Origin of the sequence: Pseudomonas lijiangensis, from assembly GCF_018968705.1 — a bacterium.
Classification (GTDB): Bacteria; Pseudomonadota; Gammaproteobacteria; order Pseudomonadales; family Pseudomonadaceae; genus Aquipseudomonas; species Aquipseudomonas lijiangensis.
The window spans coordinates 3,217,446-3,233,307 of the sequence record NZ_CP076668.1 but is presented as its reverse complement, the minus strand read 5'-3'; the positions used below and the strand labels follow the sequence as shown (position 1 = coordinate 3,233,307).

The following is a 15,862-nucleotide window of genomic DNA, read 5'->3' as shown; positions in this document are numbered from 1 at the left end:
GCTGGCGACGAAGATTCAAGCTGCGCGGGGAATCTTCAATTTTCCTGCACATTTGTCTCGCAATCTGACGTCAGGCCCAAGCCATAACGTCCAGCAGAGGCATTCCATGTCTATCAAAATCTTCGCCAAGAACCTGGTGACTGTCACCTTTGTTTTTTATGCGGCTCTTTTAAGCCTGCTGAGCGGTTGCTCACCCGAGGAGGCTGCGCCTGCCGCAGCGCTGCCCAAGGTTTCCGTGATCAGTGTCCAGCCACAGAGCCAGGTACTGACCACCGAGCTTGCCGGGCGCACGCAGGCTTTCATGGTGGCCGAAATCAGGCCGCAAGTCGGCGGTATCGTGCAGCAGCGGCTGTTTACCGAAGGAGCAGAGGTCAAGGCGGGACAGGCGCTTTATCAACTGGATAGCGCAACGTACCGTGCCGCGCTGGCAGACGCCCAGGCTACCCTGGCCAAGGCCCGTGCCACCCTGAAGTCGGCACAGAGCACGGCCACGCGTAATGCCCGGCTGGCGAAGATCGATGCCATCAGTCAGCAGGACAATGAAGACGCGCAGGCCAGTCTGCTCAGCGCCGAAGCCGAGCTGCAAGTGGCGCAGGCGGGTGTGGAAACCGCACGTATCAATCTGGCGTATACCCGCATCACGTCGCCCATCGCCGGGCGCATAGAAACCTCCACCGTGACTCCTGGTGCATTGGTCGTGGCCAATCAGGACACGGCGCTGACGACCGTGCAGCAACTGGACCCGATCTATGTCGATGTCACGCAATCCACCACTGAATTGCTGCGCCTCAAGCGCGACCTGGCCAGCGGTGTACTGCAAGCCAACAGCGACGGTGCTGTGCCCATCACCCTCAAACTGGATGATGGCAGCACGTATCCGGGTGAAGGTCGGTTGCAGTTCAGTGGTGTCAGCGTCAACGAAGGCACAGGTACCGTGACCCTGCGCGCCCGGTTCGCCAACCCGGACCGGCTGTTGTTGCCCGGCATGTATGTGCGAGCGGTGCTGGAGCAGGCACGAGACAACAAGGCGATCCTCGTGCCGCAAAGGGCGGTAAGTCGCAGCGCCAGTGGCATGACTTCGGTGCTGGTGGTGGTCAATGGCAAGGTCGAGCAGCGCATGCTGACGATTGACCGGGCGGTAGGCAATCAGTGGTGGGTGACGGCTGGCCTCGTGGCGGGCGATCAGGTGATTGTCGAAGGCGGGCAGAAGGTCCGGGTCGGCACCGAAGTACTGGCCGTCAAGAGTGACGCGCAGGCATCGCCCGCAACCGTTGCGAAGGAGGGCTGAGCATGGCGCGTTTCTTTATCGACAGGCCGATCTTTGCCTGGGTTATCGCCATCTGCATCATGCTCGGCGGCGCCTTGTCCATCAGCCAGTTGCCGCTGGAGCAATACCCGGATATCGCACCCCCGACGGTGCGGATCTCGGCCACCTATACCGGAGCCTCGGCCAAGACTGTCGAAGACTCGGTGACCCAGGTCATCGAGCAGCAGATGAAAGGGCTGGACAACCTGACCTACATGTCGGCTTCCAGCAGCTCGGCGGGCAGCGCCAGCATCAACCTGACGTTCTCCGCCGGCACCGACCCCGATGTGGCGCAGATGCAGGTGCAGAACAAGCTGCAACAGGCTGAATCCCGGCTGCCGCAATCCGTGCAGAGCGAAGGCCTGACCGTGACCAAGGGCGGTTCGGACTTTCTGATGATCGTGGCCCTGACCTCCGATAACGACAGCGTTACCGGTACCCAGATCGGCGATTACATTTCCAGCACCTTGCTCGACCAGATCAGCCGCATCGACGGTGTGGGCGATGTTCAGACCATGGGATCGGGCTATGCCATGCGGATCTGGCTGGACCCGGGCAAGCTGGAAAAATATGCCCTGATGCCTTCGGACGTCAGCAGTGCTCTGGAGGCCCAGAACACTGAGGTGTCTGCCGGTCAGTTGGGGGCATTGCCCGCTGTGGCAGGCCAGCAACTGAATGCCACCATCAGCGCTCGCAGCAAGCTGCAGACCGCCGAGGAGTTTCGCAATGTCGTGGTCAAGTCTTCCAGCGATGGTGCCGTGGTGCTGCTGGGGGATGTGGCCCGTGTTGAACTGGGCAGCGAAAGTTACGACGTGAACTCGGCGTTGAATGGCCGGGCTGCTGCGGCCATGGGTGTGCAACTGGCGACCGGTGCCAATGCCCTGAGCGTGGGGGAAGCCGTCAAGGCCAAGCTCAAGGAGCTTGAGCCTTTCTACCCCACGGAAATGCAACTCAAGAACGTGATTGCCTACGACACCACGCCTTTCGTGAGCCTGTCCATCGAAGAAGTCGTCAAGTCTCTGGGCGAGGCCATCGTTCTGGTGGTGCTGATCATGTTTCTGTTCATGCAGAACCTGCGCGCTACCCTGATTCCGGCCATCACGGTGCCGGTGGTGTTGCTGGGGACTTTTGGCGTATTGGCGTTGGCGGGCTACTCCATCAATACCCTGACCATGTTTGCCATGGTGCTGGCCATCGGGCTGCTGGTAGATGACGCCATTGTGGTGGTGGAAAACGTCGAGCGGGTGATGGGAGAGCAGAAGCTCTCGGCCCTTGAAGCCACTCGCCAGTCGATGGCGGAAATCACCAGCGCCCTGATCGGTATCGCCCTGGTGCTCAGTGCGGTATTCATTCCCATGGCGTTTTTCGGCGGCTCGACGGGGATCATTTATCGGCAGTTCTCGGTGACCATCGTCTCTGCCATGTTGCTTTCCGTGCTCGTGGCCATGACCCTGACGCCAGCCTTGTGCGCCACCTTGCTCAAGCCTTCCGATGTTCAGGGCCATGCTCCGCGAGGCGGTTTCTTCGGCTGGTTCAACCGGACATTCGAGCGCGGTGCCGATAACTATCAGCGGTTGGTGGGCAGCACGCTGCAGCGTGGACGTCGCAGCATGCTGGTGTATGGCTTGATCCTGCTGGCAATGGCCGCAGGTTATGTCAGCCTGCCGACCTCGTTCCTGCCGGACGAAGACCAGGGCATCCTCATGGGGCAGGTTCAACTGCCTGTAGGTGCTACTGACAGTCGTACCCAGGCGGCGATGAGGCAGTTCGAAAGCTACATGCTCCAACAGCCGGAAGTCGATTCGTTGATCACCATTACCGGTCTGGGCATGGGCGGCAACAGCCAGAATACCGGTCGCTCATTCATCAAGCTCAAGGACTGGAGCGAGCGTTCGGGCAAAGGTCAGGATGCGGCGTCCATCGCTCAACGAGCGACCATGGCCCTGGCCAGTATTGGGGATGCCAGTGTGTTCGTGATGCAGCCTCCGGCGGTGCGTGGTCTGGGTGAAAGCTCCGGTTTTGACCTGCAACTCAAGGACCTTGGCGGACTGGGCCATGATGCCCTGGTCGCGGCGCGTGAGCAGTTCATCGAACTGGCGAGGAAAGATCCGCGCTTGCTGGGCGTACGCAGCAACGGTCTGGACGATACGCCTCAACTGAAAGTCAGCATTGATGACCGCAAGGCCGGTGCCCTGGGGCTGAGCACCAGTGACATCAACGACACCTTGTCCACCGCGCTTGGCGGCACCTATGTCAATGACTTCCTCAATCAGGGACGGGTCAAGAAGGTCTATGTCCAGGGCGAGGCCACGTCGCGCATGCAGTCGGCGGACCTGGATCACTGGTTCGTGCGTAACAGCAATGACGAAATGGTGCCTTTTTCCTCCTTCGCCAGCAGTGCCTGGAGCTACGGTTCGCCTTTGCTGGAGCGCTACAACGGCAATTCGTCGCTGGAAATCGTGGGTGATCCTGCGCCGGGTGTGAGCTCCGGGGTTGCCATGGCGGCCGTGGAAGAGATCGTCAAGCAACTGCCTGAAGGCATCGGTTATGAGTGGAGCGGCCAGTCCTATCAATTGCGGCTGTCCGGCTCGCAGGCGCCATTGCTCTACGGTATCTCGATTCTGTTTGTGTTTCTCTGCCTGGCGGCACTGTATGAAAGCTGGTCTGTGCCGTTTTCGGTGATGCTGGTGGTGCCGCTGGGTGTCGTTGGGGCTGTGCTGGCGACTCGCGTCAGTGGTTTGAGCAACGACGTCTACTTCCAGGTGGGACTGCTGACGACTGTGGGACTGGCGGCCAAGAACGCCATTCTGATCGTCGAATTCGCCAAACACCTTCAAGAGCATGGCAAGAGCCTGCAGGACGCGATTCTGATTGCGTCCCGCCAACGCTTGAGGCCGATCCTGATGACGTCGCTGGCATTCATGTTCGGGGTGTTGCCACTGGCATTGAGTTCCGGGGCAGGTTCTGCCGGGCGCCAGGCCATTGGTACAGGCGTACTGGGCGGCATGTTCAGCGCCACAGTCCTTGGCATTTTCTTTGTGCCGCTGTTCTTCCTGTTGATTCGTCGTCGTTTCAGCAGCTCTTCGGTTACGACCACGACATCGACAGTTTCTACAGGTGACGCATGATCAAATTGCATTGGCTTTTGCCGGCCGCGTTGGCGCTGCTTGGCGGTTGTATCAATCTGGCGCCCGAGTATCAGCGTCCCGACGCGCCTGTCGCGCAGCAATGGTTGCCGGTGATGGCGGCCGAATCAGGCACGGTTGCGCCCTCCATCGAATGGAAGACATTCTTCACCGACAACCGGCTGGTGAAGTTGCAGGAACTGGCTCTGAGCAATAACCGTGATTTGCGCCTGGCCAGCCTGAATATCGAAAAAGCCCAGGCTCAGTACCGGATTCAGCGGGCTGCGAGCCTGCCGACCATCAGTGCAGGCGTCAGCGGTACTAAAAGCCGTACGCCGGGGTCCATGTCCAGCACTGGCACGGCGAGCACCAGTCACGAATACAGCGCGCAAGTGGGCATGACCAGTTACGAGCTGGATGTTTTCGGGCGGATTCAGAATCTGCAGGACGAAGCACTGGAAGACTATCTGGCGCTGACTGAGACCCGGCGCAGCACCCAGATCAGTCTGGTGGCCGAAGTGGCGACGGCCTGGCTGACCCTGGCGGCGGACAACCAGCTTCTGCAACTGGCTCAGGAAACATTGACCAGCCAGCAGCAGACGTATGACCTGACCAGGCGCAGTCATGCACTGGGCGGTTCTTCCGGATTGTCGCTGGTGCAGGCCCAGACCACCGTCGAGTCGGCCCGTGGCGATGTGGCGGAATATGCCAGTCAGATTCTTCAGGATCAGAATGCCTTGCGCTTGCTGGTCGGCAGCGACATTCCTAAAGACCTTTTGCCGGGCAGCGATCTGCAATCGGCTGCACAGCTGGTCCAGGTGCCGGATGAGCTGCCATCGAGCCTGTTGCAGCGTCGCCCCGATGTACTGGCCGCCGAGCACAGCCTCAAGTCAGCCAATATCGATATTGGCGCAGCGCGTGCGGCGTTCTTTCCGACCATCAGCCTGACGGCCAATGCCGGTTCAGCCAGCTCAAGCCTGTCCAGTCTGTTCAAGGCGGGCAGCGGCGCCTGGACCTTTGCGCCGAGCATCAGCGTGCCGATCTTCGATGGCGGTGCGAACCGTGCAACCCTGGACGCTGCCAAGGTCGAACGCGAAATTCAGGTCCAGACCTATCAGCAGACCATTCAGAGCGCCTTCAAGGAAGTGGCCGATGCCCTGGCGGTTCGCAGCACGCTTGATGAGCGACTTGCGGCGCAGCAGGCCTTGACCGATGCCAGCCGCAAAAGCTTCGAACTGTCCGATGCCCTTTATCGTGGCGGCTCGCAGAGCTACCTGGAAGCACTGACCGCGCAACGCTCGCTGTACAGCGCCGAGCAGGATCTGATCACCCTGCGACTGTCCGAGCAGAGCAACAGGGTCAGCCTGTACAAGGTGATGGGTGGTGGGTGGAACTGATCGAGGTAAAACCCGACATCATGATTTGTAGGGGCGAATTTATTCGCGAGGGCCCGATACCTGTTTATCGTTGGGAATACTGTCTTCGCGGATGAATCCGCTCCTACGTGTTTGCTGCTTCTAGAATTTTGTACTCACGGTCGCGACCACCGATGCAGGTGCGCCAGCATAGTTACCATCGGTACTGGCAACGGTTTCGATATATTTGCGGTCGGTCAGGTTGCGGCCATTGAGTGATACCCGGATGTTTTCATCGATGTCGTAGAACAGGCTGGCATCGATCCGGGCATAGCCTCCCACGTCATAGCTGTTGTCGATATCTCCCTGACGCTCGCCGACCGCAATCACCCCGGCACCGAAGCCCAGGCCTCTCAGAGCACCTTCCTGCAACTGGTAGCTGGACCACAACGAACCACTCAGGGTCGGCACGCCTTCGAGTTTGTTGCCGACCTTGATGGTGGTGTCCTGGGTCACTTCAGCGTTCAGCGCGCTGATATTGCCAATGATCTCCCAGCCTTCCAGCGGCGTGCCACTGACGTCCAGTTCGACACCGCGTACGCGCTGCTCACCGGTCTGCACTGAATAGTTGTCGTCTTCGGGGTCTGTAGCGGCAACGTTCTGGCGGGTGATCTCGAAGGCTGACAAGGTAGCGCTCAGACGGTCCGGGATCAGATCGAATTTTGCGCCCACTTCATACTGAATGCCTTCTTCCGGGTCCAGAAGGCTGCCATTACGCTGGATATCGCTCTGCGGGGTGAATGACGTGCTGTAACTGGTGTAGAGCGCAAGCCAGTCGGTGGGTTGATAAACCAGGCCGATGCGTGGCGACACCTTGCCGGGGTCCACGTCGGTGCGGGTGATGTCAGAGGTGCCCACTGTGGTGTTTCGCTGGCGGGTATCATCGTAGCGGGCACCGAGGATCAGCTTCCATTGTTCGTTCAGGTCGATCTGGTCCTGCAGGTAAAAGCTGTAGGCGGTCAGGTCGAAACTGGCCTTTTCACTGAATGCAAAAGGGCCGGGTGTGGCGCCGTAGGCCGGATTGAAAATATCGATGGAAGTCAGGGAGGCGCGGTCGCTGCGGCTGCGACGCTTGCCATCGATGTACTCGAAGCCGGCAAGCACCGTATGGTTCAGGCCGCCGGTGGCGAAACGGGCGATGGCCTCGAACTGCATGTCCAGGGTCTTGATTCGTTCTTCGCCGTCAGTGGCGCGGCGGGCGAGGGTGCGGCCATCCGAACCCAGGCCGCGCAGATCGACGACATAGCGATCCTTGTGCGACTGATCCCAGCGAGTCATCTGGCGCAGGGTCAGCCAGTCATTGACGTCATGTTCGGCGCGATACCAGAGCGAAAACTTGTTGGCCTCGTCACGCGCCCAGGGTTCGCCCAGGTAGCGATCGGCACTCATATCGATCTTGCCGTTGACCGGAATCAGGCCTCGGTCGAACGGGCTGGTCTGATCGATATACTCCATGCCACCGTCGACCCGGGTGGTATCCGTTGGCTCCCAGCGCAGGGTCGGGGCCAGGTAGGTGCGTTTGCTGTCGCGGAAGGTGTCCCGAAAACCCCGTTCGGTCTGCGTGGCGACCGTCATGCGCCCGGCCAGGGTCCTGGCTTCGTCCAGCGGCCCACTGGCATTGGCTTCCAGGCGGTAGAAATCGTAGGAGCCTGCCTGGAGTTTGACCTGTGCTTCGGGCGTGAAGCTGGGCTTGCGGGTGACCAGGTTGATCAGGCCGCCAGGGTTGCCCCGGCCATAAAGCACCGACGCCGGGCCCTTGAGCACTTCGGCACGTTCGACGTTGGCCAGATCGCGCAAAGCCTCGGGCCGTGAGGCCAGCGGGTTGATCAGCATTCCGTCCACGGCATAGCTGGTGGCCTTGAAACCACGGATCACGAAGCTCTCGGACGAACCGCCATGGGAGTTGCTGCGCTGCACGCTGCTGACGTTGGTCAGGGCGTCGGCGAGACTATTGGCCTGTTGATCCTCTATCACTTTGCGCGACACCACCTGGATCGACTGCGGCATGTCGCGCAGGGCCGTGTCGGTCTTGCTGCCGGTCGCGCTGCGAGTCGCCCGATAGCCTTGCACCGGGCCTCCAGCCTGTTCGGTGAATGCGCTGGAGGTGATGAGTGACGGCGCCAGATCAAGCGAGCCGCTGGCAGGTTGCGGGAACAGCAACAGGATACGGTCGTCGGTCAGCGACCAGCTCAATCCCGACGCCTGGAGCAGCCGGGCCAGCGCTTCACGCTCACTGAGCTGCCCGTTCACCGCCGGGGCTATCTTGCCTTGGGCCAATGCGGCATCGAAGCTCAGTTGCAGGTTGTTCTGTCGGGCAAACTGGGCCAGTGCCGAGGCCAGCGGTTGTGCAGCGATGCTGTAACTTGCCGTGCGCAGGTTCTCGGACGTTTCGGTGGCCCGGACGTTGTCCATCGGCAGGAGGATGGCCAGTGCCAGTGTCGGCAATGCAGGGAAGCGCGACATCGATTTAATCCTTCATACGACTTGATTGCATTTGAGATAAGTTCTCAAGTTGGTCATGAAAGACGTAGGACGCCGGGATTTTTTCCATCTTTCAGATAAAAAATCAGAAACTCCCCAAAACATGCACCCACGGCGACACCTGCCGGGTTTCAACCGCCAGCGATTGCGCCAGGGCCTTGAGGGCTCGATCCGGGTGGTTCAGGTCGAACACGCCCGTAATGCGCCGCTGCTTCAGGGCCGGGTCGGCAATCACAATCCAGCCGCTGGTATAGCGTTGCAGCCGCTCAGCGATGTCGGCCACGGTCTGGTTTTCGACGAACAACGAACCGCTGCGCCATGACCCAATGTCCGTGGGATTGACATGCGAGTGTTCGGCTTTGCCCGATGGCCAGCTGAACTTCAGGCGCTGGCCGGGCATCAGGCGTTCGCTGAGCGGTGGTTGAGCATTTTCGGCCTGGACCTGGCCATGCTCCAGAGCGACTTCGGCACTGTGTGCCTGAAGGTCCAGATCGAAAGCCGTGCCCAATACCCGTACCGAGAGTTGTCCGGCCTGGGCCGTGAACGGATTCTGCGGGTCGGGGGCGACCTGGAAATAGGCCTGGCCTTGCAGCAATTCCACCTTTCGGGCATCGCCACCGATCAGGCGCAATGCACTCTGCGGGCTGAGGGTGATTGTGGAGCCGTCCGCCAGTTGGACCGTTCGGGTTTCTCCAACGCCGGTGTGATAGTCGGCGCGCAGCGTGAGGCTGGCTTGTGGGGCCAGTAAAACCGCAACTGCCGCCAGCCCGGCTGCCAGTGCCAGACGGGTCCAGATACGGCGCTTTACGGGTTTGCCTTGTGGCTGCGGTTGGCTGCGGGGGGCAGGCGCAACTGCCAGGGCTGGCAATTCGCCCAGCGCGCCCCAGAGCTTTTCCATCTTGAGCCATGCTGCACGGTGTTCAGGGCTGGCCTGCAACCACTGCTCGAAAGCTTCCCGGGCCTGAGGATCTTCCTGCAGGCGTATCTGCCAGTCACCGGCCTGTTCCAGTACATCGTCCTCATGACTCACAGGGAAACATCCTTATCGTCATCCGGGTTGTCCACTTCACGGGCCAGCCGCACCAATGCATCACGCAACAGGCGATGGGCCGTGGTCAGGGACACGTTCAGATGCCCGGCGATCTCGGCCAGGGTGCAGCCGCCAAAGCGATGCATCTCAAGAGCCCGACGACTGTTTTCAGGCATTGCTTCAAGGGCACGGGAAAGACGTTCCAGCGTCATGTTGTGCTGGCACAGTTCGGCAGGATCACTGATATGCGCCGGCAGCAGCCAGGCAGGAGGGGAGACCTGATGGGCCAGCTCCCGGCTGCGGCTGCGTATGAGGTCCAGCGCCAGATTGCGCACAATCCGATACAGATACGCTGCCGGCTGCTCGGCGCTGGCCTGCTGCGGAATGAAGCGAATCCAGGCCTCCTGAACAATGTCTTCGGCCTGCATGCGATCACCCGTGATCTTTGCCGCGTAGCTGACCAGTTCCTGGCGAATCCCCAGAAACGTGTACAGATGGCCGGAGGAATCGCTCATTGCAGTGATCTCGAACCTGAAGAGCGGTTGTGCCGCCCGCTGAAAAGCGCGCAGTTTAAACGTGAACGATAAGTATTTTCAATTGTGGTCAGGGTTCTGATCAGAGGGTCGAATCTGCACGGGCGTATAATTCTCTTTTCACGAATTCTGCGATTTTGACTAGACTTGATGGGTCGCTGAATCGTTTAATCAACTTCAGTTGTCCCCATAATTCCAATAAGGACCACCCCCATGAAATCGCTCGCCTGGCTTCTCGGTGCCACTGCCATCGTCTCGGCTACCAACGCCTTCGCCTGGGACTATGTGCTGCTCGATACCGACAAGGCCGCCCAGAACCAGCAGATCACCAGTGCCCAACTCGGGATCAAGACCGACAAACCCTTTTCCGTCACCATGCGCACCCTCCACGGCGGTCGTCAGGAAGGCGTGAGCATCATCGAGATCGACAACGGCACCATGAAGCTGTCGGTTGTGCCCACTCGCGGCATGAACGTGCTGCAAGCCTCGGTCGGTGATGTACGCATGGGCTGGGACTCGCCGGTGAAAGAGGTCGTCAACCCGGCCTTCATCGAACTGAACGGTCGCGGCGGGTTGGGCTGGCTCGAAGGTTTCAACGAACTGGTGACCCGTTGTGGTTATGAATGGGTTGGCCATCCGGGCATCGACAACGGCGAACTGCTGACCCTGCATGGCCGAGCGGCGAATATCCCCGCCAACAAAGTCACCCTGCATATCGACGAAAAGCCGCCTTATGCCATTCGCCTCAAGGGTGAACTGAAAGAACAGGCGTTCAAGAAAGTCGATTTCTCGGTCCAGACCGAACTGGTCACCGATCCGGGCAGCACCCGCTTTACCCTCAACGACACACTGACCAACAACGGCGACTATCCAAAGGAATACCAGGCGCTGTACCACAGCAACTTCAGCACGCCGTTCCTGGAGGAGGGCGCACGCTTCGAGGCGCCGGTGCAGCAGGTATCGCCCTTCAACGAAAAGGCCAAAGGCGACTTGCCTGACTGGCAAACCTACCGCGGTCCTACGCCAGACTACGACGAAACCGTCTATAACGTAGTGCCTTACGGCGACGCCAAAGGCGATACCCTTACCGTACTGCACAACAAGGCCGGCAGCCTCGGAGTCGCAGTGGGCTTCAATACCCACCAACTGCCCGTGTTCTCCTTGTGGAAAAACACCGACACCCGTGGCCAGGGCTATGTCACCGGCCTTGAGCCAGGCACCAGCTTCTCCTACAACCGCCGCTACCAGCGCCCTCTGAAACTCGTGCCGACCATCGCCCCGAAAGAACAGCGCCAGTTCCAGATCAGCTACAGCCTGCTGGCAGACAAAGGCGCAGTCGACACCGCACTGGGCCAGATCAAGACCATCCAGGACGGTCGGGCAACCGAAGTGCGCAAGGAACCGCTGGTAGACCTCAGCAAAGAGTAAACACCGGTCTCGTTGAGCGGGCATGTATGGAATTATTTCACTCACGTTATTGACATGCCCCCTCAACCAGTCCAGAATTGCGTCCATTCCTGATTCAGGAACGAGAAAAAACCCTTAAGATTCAATGGGTTGAGGATAAAGCTAAGGCTTGATCCCAAAGAGTTCAAAACGGTTGATGTGGTTGTAAAAGCATCAGGCGTCTGAGGCCGAGTAGCAAAATGGTTATGCTGCGGATTGCAAATCCGCCTACGCCGGTTCGATTCCGACCTCGGCCTCCACTATTGAAAACCCCGTAGATTAACGTCTACGGGGTTTTTTATTTGTGTCATGGAATTGTTAAGTAGTGGTATAGAGGTGATTTTTTTGGGGGGCTGATCTTTATTGCGTGTCCCGCACTAAAAACGCAACTCTGTAGCGAATTCATTCGCGAAACGCGGCGAGTGGTTTCCCCGGGAAAGTTTAAGGCCTATGCACATGTGGTGTCTGTTTATAAGTCTTCGCCAGCAAGCTGCCTCCTACAAGAGTGGGTATGCACCTTAAGAGAAGGGCAAAGGCTATTGGACTGCCTATTCATGCCTGATTGTCGCGTAACGTGCTTTGGTTGGGTGTCTCCAACAACCGCGCACTCCTCTCCCGCAATTCCCCATGCACTTCCTCAACGTATGACGTAGCCGTTTTCCAGTCATCGAGCTACAGCGGTAAGCCACAATGATGGAACCACCCCCGCCAAACACCCACTCACCCTCCAAGCCGGTCTGCACACCTATCTCACATTGAAAACCCATACGTATGACAATGCTGAAGGTGCGACCAATTTATTTATGACAAAGGAGGGTTGTATGAATCTGTTTGCACTATCTGCCTTGATCGTGGGTGCGTTGGGGTTGGGTATGCTGATCGGCGGGATTGTTCTGATGCGCAGCCCGGCAGTGTTCATTGTGGCGGGGATGGGATTTCTGAGTTGGACCTATATGGTTTCCAGAGCGACTGATCGCAGGCAGCGCAGGCAGGCACTTTCACGGTAGTGCATCGTCATTTGCGTTGATCCATTTTGCCTGTCAGGAGCAGGTTTACTTTTCGTCATCCATTGCCGAATAGCGCATTCAACATGAGCAGTTCCATGACTGCCGTCACGATGCAGAAAATAACGAAACCTCTCGTAAATACACGACGTGGGCGTTCATAGGTGGGCCAGTTTGCAAATATATTCAATATACCGCTTATAAAATCGAGCAAGTCGCAACCCTCTTGCGTATAACCTTGCCGCCAGTATGAAGCAATGTGTTATGCCAGACAGCAAGGTATCTGAACGGTGTCGTTGGTCTTGAGTATCTGCGGCAGTTGGCAGTCTCGTCCTGCCAATTCGCAACGCTCGCGAAAAAACAGTCCCTTCACCTTGAATGCTTGCCTTCCTTGCGTGCGGTTTTCTGCGCCGTTGAATCATGCGATGTTCCAGAAGACCCATCTGGACGATGCGCATCGTTATCGCGCTCGACTTCGCCTGATTGATCTGTCGGCACTGCTTTCTTTTTTGTATCAGTGTTCTTTTTCATTACTGCCTCCCAGCCTTGGCTGTCCATCCGAATGAGATTCAGAGCTGCTTAAAGTGGATGGCGTTCCAGCGTGTTGGTTCAACCGGACTTCCTGTGAAAGGCTCGACGGTCACTGCTGACAGGTCTTGCGGCCCGTCCTGTGATGGGCGAATATTCGGCACCTCTGCGGGCAGGTGTCCTGACTGCGGGGGAGATCACGGAATGTTATCGATGATTCGACCAGGAGGTTGCAAATGAAGAAAGTGATGTTTGCTGTAGTTCTGCTGTGTGGTTTCTCTCTGAATGCCCAGGCTGCATGCCCGGTATTCGGCCCGTCCCCGGACCCATGCAGCGGCCCGGTGTTTGGTCCGACTGTCTGCGTATGTCCGTAAGATAGGTTGTCCGGCAGGTTCGGCGGATGTCGGGCCTGCTTATGATTTGTGTACCAGGAAACGTGTACATCCCCGATATTTATATCGTCAGTCATATTGCCTTCCCGGATAAATCCGGTCCTACAGCTCGCCATAACCTGAGTGTGGCTTTGACGAAGTTTCATTGCGATCATGAAGCCATTCGGAGTTGACCGAGCAGGTGTCTCTAATGGGGCTGTCACCAAAGAGAAAAGTGATCAGGCGTGAAGTTGTCCGCAAGGCCTGGCAAAGCAATTTGCACTGGATCAAACAATACGGCTTTTCTGAATATGCGCTCGAAGCCGTGTGTGATGACAGCGAAGAGCTGCGTATATGCTGGTGTTGTGGCGATCAGGGGTATCAGGAGGTCGCGCATATCATTCCGCATTCCCTGGGCGGTGCGGATACCGTGGAAAATCGCTTTCTGCTCTGTGCCGAATGTCATGTGGCCTCACCGGACTGTTACAAGAGCGAGTATTTTGTTGGCTACGTAAACAGAAATGCTGGCAGATTCAGCCGTCTCATGGAAGAAACTCTACACAGAGCCAGCGAAAGGCTTCTGGCGTTTTTGAACGAGCATCCTCAACTAGCTGATGTAGTTGAAGCCAGGCCACTTCCATCTTTTTCAGAAAACTGTCTGTATCGACGAACCACGACTCACGGTTCGAGTATTTCACTGAGTACCCGACTGGCTCGTGCAGAAATGCATGTGGATGAGCTTATCGAGTACGCCCGCAGCCACTTGGATCAAGAAAATATGCCGACGATCGGCAACAAGTTGGCGTAATACTTGTCTAGTATTGTCGGAAAGATCTGATCAGTAGAGAGCAAACCATGTATTCAAAGCCCGAGCTACAGCGAGTCCTTGAAACGGCTTTTCTGCCCAGCAAATGCGAATGCGTCATCTCGGCGAACGACAGCTTTTCGGTAAAGCTCACCAACGCCGAATCAGGCGAAATCGAGCTGTACGTAACGGGTATGCCTTTGTCTGATCTGTCATCCAGCAGGTCCATCGCGCATCTGGTGCTTTCCTTGAGAGAACAGCGAGATCTGATGGCGAAGATGGAATTGTCCATGAGGCGGTTGGCTTAGGGCCTGAAACGAAAAGCCCGGCACTAAGCCGGGCTGATATATCTGCTTTGCCGCAATTGCGGGGCACCGTAACTTTCACAACCCCCAAAAACACCAAAGGCCTGCCGAGTCACCCCGTGCAAGCCCTTGATTCATATATGGTGCCCCGAGCCGGGGTCGAACCGGCACGTCCAGAGGACGAGGGATTTTAAGTCCCTTGCGTCTACCAATTTCGCCATCGGGGCGGTAGCGCCAAGGCAGGGAATATATACATCCCGTCCCCATGAAGCAAGCGTGCAAGTCCTTCAGATGGCACAAGATGTTACTTTTTCCGTGAAATGAAAAATCTCTGTAAATCATGGGGCTACGAAACCTGCTTGCGATGAAGCAGGAGGTTCCCGGTTCGCGTCTCTGTCAGATATTCCCCTTACGATTTCTTGGTGGTCGCGACGTCTTCCATGCTTTGCGCCAGGCTTCGCAGGTAGTGAGCCAGGGCTACTTCTTCCAGGTGCAGGCCTTTGCGTTGTCGGCTGCGGGGCAGTTTCGCCAGGTTGCCCAGCAGGAAGCCTTCCAGCACGGCGGGGTGGATGTAGCATTTGCGGCAGATGGCGGGGGTGTTGCCCAGTTGTCGTGAGACGGCCTTGACCATTTCGACGATGTGTTTCTTGGCATCGGCTTCCGGCTCCCAGTGCAGTTTGCGCAGGGTTGCCAGGGCCAGCGCGCTTGCGGCCCAGGTCCGATAGTCCTTGGCGGTGAAGTCGGCTCCGGTCAGGTCTTGCAGGTAGGCATTGATATCCGAAGAGGTGACGGTGTGGCGTTCGCCGTTGTCGTCCAGATACTGGAAGAGGTTTTGCCCCGGTAATTCCATGCAGCGCTTGATCACATTGGCCAGGCGCCGGTCTCTCACGCTGACGCGGTGTTCTATGCCGCTTTTGCCCCGAAACTCGAAGACGATTTGCGTGCCGTGTACTTCCACATGCTTGTTGCGCAGGGTGGTCAGGCCGTAAGAGCGGTTTTCCTTGGCGTAGCGGCTGTTGCCGATGCGGATCAAGGTGGCGTCCAGCAGGGAAATGACCGTTGCCATGACTTTTTCGCGACCGATGCCGGGTTGTGCCAGTTGTGCTTCGATCTGTTTGCGGACCTTGGGCAACGCATGGCCGAATTCGATCAGGCGCGAGTATTTGTCCTGATCGCGGATTTCCCGCCATTGCGGATGGTAGCGATATTGTTTGCGGCCTCGGGCATCGCGGCCGGTGGCTTGCAAGTGTCCGGCCGGGTCGGCGCAGATCCAGACGTCAGTGTAGGCGGGTGGAATGACCAGTGCGTTGATGCGCTGTATCTCTGCCTCGTCGCGAATGCGCTGACCATCTGTATCGAAGTAGGCGAACTTGCCTCGCAGGATCTTGCGGGTGAACCCTGGCTGAGAATCGTCGACGTAATGAAGTTCAGGCACTGCGGATGAACTGGCGGTCGGAGAGGGCATGGTCATGTTTCCAGGTCGGTTAACAACACTGACCACGCCGGCTCGAGC

At 58.1% G+C, this 15,862-nt stretch carries 13 protein-coding genes and 2 tRNA genes; 9 read left to right on the top strand and 6 right to left on the bottom strand.

Annotated features, from left to right (window positions below):
• Positions 1 to 106: 106 nt before the first annotated feature.
• From KQP88_RS13265 to KQP88_RS13255, 3 genes are read left to right on the top strand one after another with little or no spacing between them, the layout of a single operon-like run.
• Positions 107 to 1,288, top strand: coding sequence for an efflux RND transporter periplasmic adaptor subunit (locus KQP88_RS13265; RefSeq protein WP_216703299.1), 1,182 nt, complete (start codon positions 107 to 109; stop codon positions 1,286 to 1,288).
• Positions 1,289 to 1,290: 2 nt separating this feature from the next.
• Positions 1,291 to 4,434, top strand: coding sequence for an efflux RND transporter permease subunit (locus KQP88_RS13260; RefSeq protein ID WP_216703298.1), 3,144 nt, complete (start codon positions 1,291 to 1,293; stop codon positions 4,432 to 4,434).
• Positions 4,431 to 5,828, top strand: coding sequence for an efflux transporter outer membrane subunit (locus tag KQP88_RS13255; RefSeq protein ID WP_216703297.1), 1,398 nt, complete (start codon positions 4,431 to 4,433; stop codon positions 5,826 to 5,828). Before KQP88_RS13260 ends, KQP88_RS13255 begins: the two co-directional genes overlap by 4 nt.
• Positions 5,829 to 5,948: 120 nt before the next feature.
• Here KQP88_RS13255 and KQP88_RS13250 read toward each other — a convergent pair whose 3' ends face one another.
• From KQP88_RS13250 to KQP88_RS13240, 3 genes are all read right to left on the bottom strand, one after another.
• A complete protein-coding gene (locus KQP88_RS13250) occupies positions 5,949 to 8,309 on the bottom strand; it encodes a TonB-dependent siderophore receptor (protein ID WP_216703296.1) in 2,361 nt (786 codons plus the stop codon).
• A 103-nt stretch (positions 8,310 to 8,412) separates the two neighbouring features.
• The gene (locus KQP88_RS13245) at positions 8,413 to 9,357 is read right to left on the bottom strand and encodes a FecR family protein (RefSeq protein ID WP_200992094.1); all 945 of its coding nucleotides are present in this window, start codon (positions 9,355 to 9,357) and stop codon (positions 8,413 to 8,415) included.
• Complete coding sequence (locus tag KQP88_RS13240; protein ID WP_216703295.1) at positions 9,354 to 9,872, bottom strand: sigma-70 family RNA polymerase sigma factor; 519 nt, start codon at positions 9,870 to 9,872, stop codon at positions 9,354 to 9,356. Before KQP88_RS13240 ends, KQP88_RS13245 begins: the two co-directional genes overlap by 4 nt.
• Before the next feature lie 231 nt (positions 9,873 to 10,103).
• On the opposite strand from KQP88_RS13240, the gene KQP88_RS13235 reads away from it, so the two are divergent.
• The 3 genes from KQP88_RS13235 (at position 10,104) to KQP88_RS13225 (ending at position 12,343) form a co-directional block, all read left to right on the top strand.
• The gene (locus KQP88_RS13235) at positions 10,104 to 11,318 is read left to right on the top strand and encodes an aldose 1-epimerase family protein (protein WP_216703294.1); all 1,215 of its coding nucleotides are present in this window, start codon (positions 10,104 to 10,106) and stop codon (positions 11,316 to 11,318) included.
• A 204-nt stretch (positions 11,319 to 11,522) separates the two neighbouring features.
• A tRNA-Cys gene (locus KQP88_RS13230) sits at positions 11,523 to 11,596 on the top strand.
• Positions 11,597 to 12,157: 561 nt separating this feature from the next.
• Complete coding sequence (locus KQP88_RS13225; protein ID WP_200992103.1) at positions 12,158 to 12,343, top strand: hypothetical protein; 186 nt, start codon at positions 12,158 to 12,160, stop codon at positions 12,341 to 12,343.
• A 366-nt stretch (positions 12,344 to 12,709) separates the two neighbouring features.
• On the opposite strand, the gene KQP88_RS13220 is transcribed toward KQP88_RS13225, so the two are convergent.
• Positions 12,710 to 12,871, bottom strand: a complete 162-nt coding sequence (locus KQP88_RS13220) for a hypothetical protein (RefSeq protein WP_200992104.1) — start codon at positions 12,869 to 12,871, stop codon at positions 12,710 to 12,712.
• Between the two features lie 233 nt (positions 12,872 to 13,104).
• Between KQP88_RS13220 and KQP88_RS13215 the strand changes: the two genes are divergently transcribed.
• The 3 genes from KQP88_RS13215 (at position 13,105) to KQP88_RS13205 (ending at position 14,352) form a co-directional block, all read left to right on the top strand.
• The gene (locus KQP88_RS13215; protein ID WP_216703293.1) at positions 13,105 to 13,242 is read left to right on the top strand and encodes a PA0050 family protein; all 138 of its coding nucleotides are present in this window, start codon (positions 13,105 to 13,107) and stop codon (positions 13,240 to 13,242) included.
• Between the two features lie 208 nt (positions 13,243 to 13,450).
• Positions 13,451 to 14,047 (top strand): HNH endonuclease signature motif containing protein, encoded by a 597-nt coding sequence (locus KQP88_RS13210; RefSeq protein WP_216703292.1) that lies wholly within the window; start codon positions 13,451 to 13,453, stop codon positions 14,045 to 14,047.
• A gap of 47 nt (positions 14,048 to 14,094) precedes the next feature.
• Complete coding sequence (locus tag KQP88_RS13205; RefSeq protein WP_025260322.1) at positions 14,095 to 14,352, top strand: DUF1652 domain-containing protein; 258 nt, start codon at positions 14,095 to 14,097, stop codon at positions 14,350 to 14,352.
• A 138-nt stretch (positions 14,353 to 14,490) separates the two neighbouring features.
• Here KQP88_RS13205 and KQP88_RS13200 read toward each other — a convergent pair.
• Positions 14,491 to 14,576, bottom strand: a tRNA-Leu gene (locus tag KQP88_RS13200).
• A 182-nt stretch (positions 14,577 to 14,758) separates the two neighbouring features.
• On the bottom strand, positions 14,759 to 15,814 hold the full coding sequence (locus KQP88_RS13195; RefSeq protein WP_216703291.1) for a DNA topoisomerase IB: 1,056 nt from the start codon (positions 15,812 to 15,814) through the stop codon (positions 14,759 to 14,761).
• Positions 15,815 to 15,862: the final 48 nt, after the last annotated feature.

Coding starts and splice junctions, on each gene's coding strand:
- KQP88_RS13265 (WP_216703299.1), top strand. CDS start 107: ATGTCTATCAAAATCTTCGCCAAGAACCTGGTGACTGTCACCTTTGTT.
- KQP88_RS13260 (WP_216703298.1), top strand. CDS start 1,291: ATGGCGCGTTTCTTTATCGACAGGCCGATCTTTGCCTGGGTTATCGCC.
- KQP88_RS13255 (WP_216703297.1), top strand. CDS start 4,431: ATGATCAAATTGCATTGGCTTTTGCCGGCCGCGTTGGCGCTGCTTGGC.
- KQP88_RS13250 (WP_216703296.1), bottom strand. CDS start 8,309: ATGTCGCGCTTCCCTGCATTGCCGACACTGGCACTGGCCATCCTCCTG.
- KQP88_RS13240 (WP_216703295.1), bottom strand. CDS start 9,872: ATGAGCGATTCCTCCGGCCATCTGTACACGTTTCTGGGGATTCGCCAG.
- KQP88_RS13235 (WP_216703294.1), top strand. CDS start 10,104: ATGAAATCGCTCGCCTGGCTTCTCGGTGCCACTGCCATCGTCTCGGCT.
- KQP88_RS13225 (WP_200992103.1), top strand. CDS start 12,158: ATGAATCTGTTTGCACTATCTGCCTTGATCGTGGGTGCGTTGGGGTTG.
- KQP88_RS13220 (WP_200992104.1), bottom strand. CDS start 12,871: ATGAAAAAGAACACTGATACAAAAAAGAAAGCAGTGCCGACAGATCAA.
- KQP88_RS13215 (WP_216703293.1), top strand. CDS start 13,105: ATGAAGAAAGTGATGTTTGCTGTAGTTCTGCTGTGTGGTTTCTCTCTG.
- KQP88_RS13210 (WP_216703292.1), top strand. CDS start 13,451: ATGGGGCTGTCACCAAAGAGAAAAGTGATCAGGCGTGAAGTTGTCCGC.
- KQP88_RS13205 (WP_025260322.1), top strand. CDS start 14,095: ATGTATTCAAAGCCCGAGCTACAGCGAGTCCTTGAAACGGCTTTTCTG.
- KQP88_RS13195 (WP_216703291.1), bottom strand. CDS start 15,814: ATGCCCTCTCCGACCGCCAGTTCATCCGCAGTGCCTGAACTTCATTAC.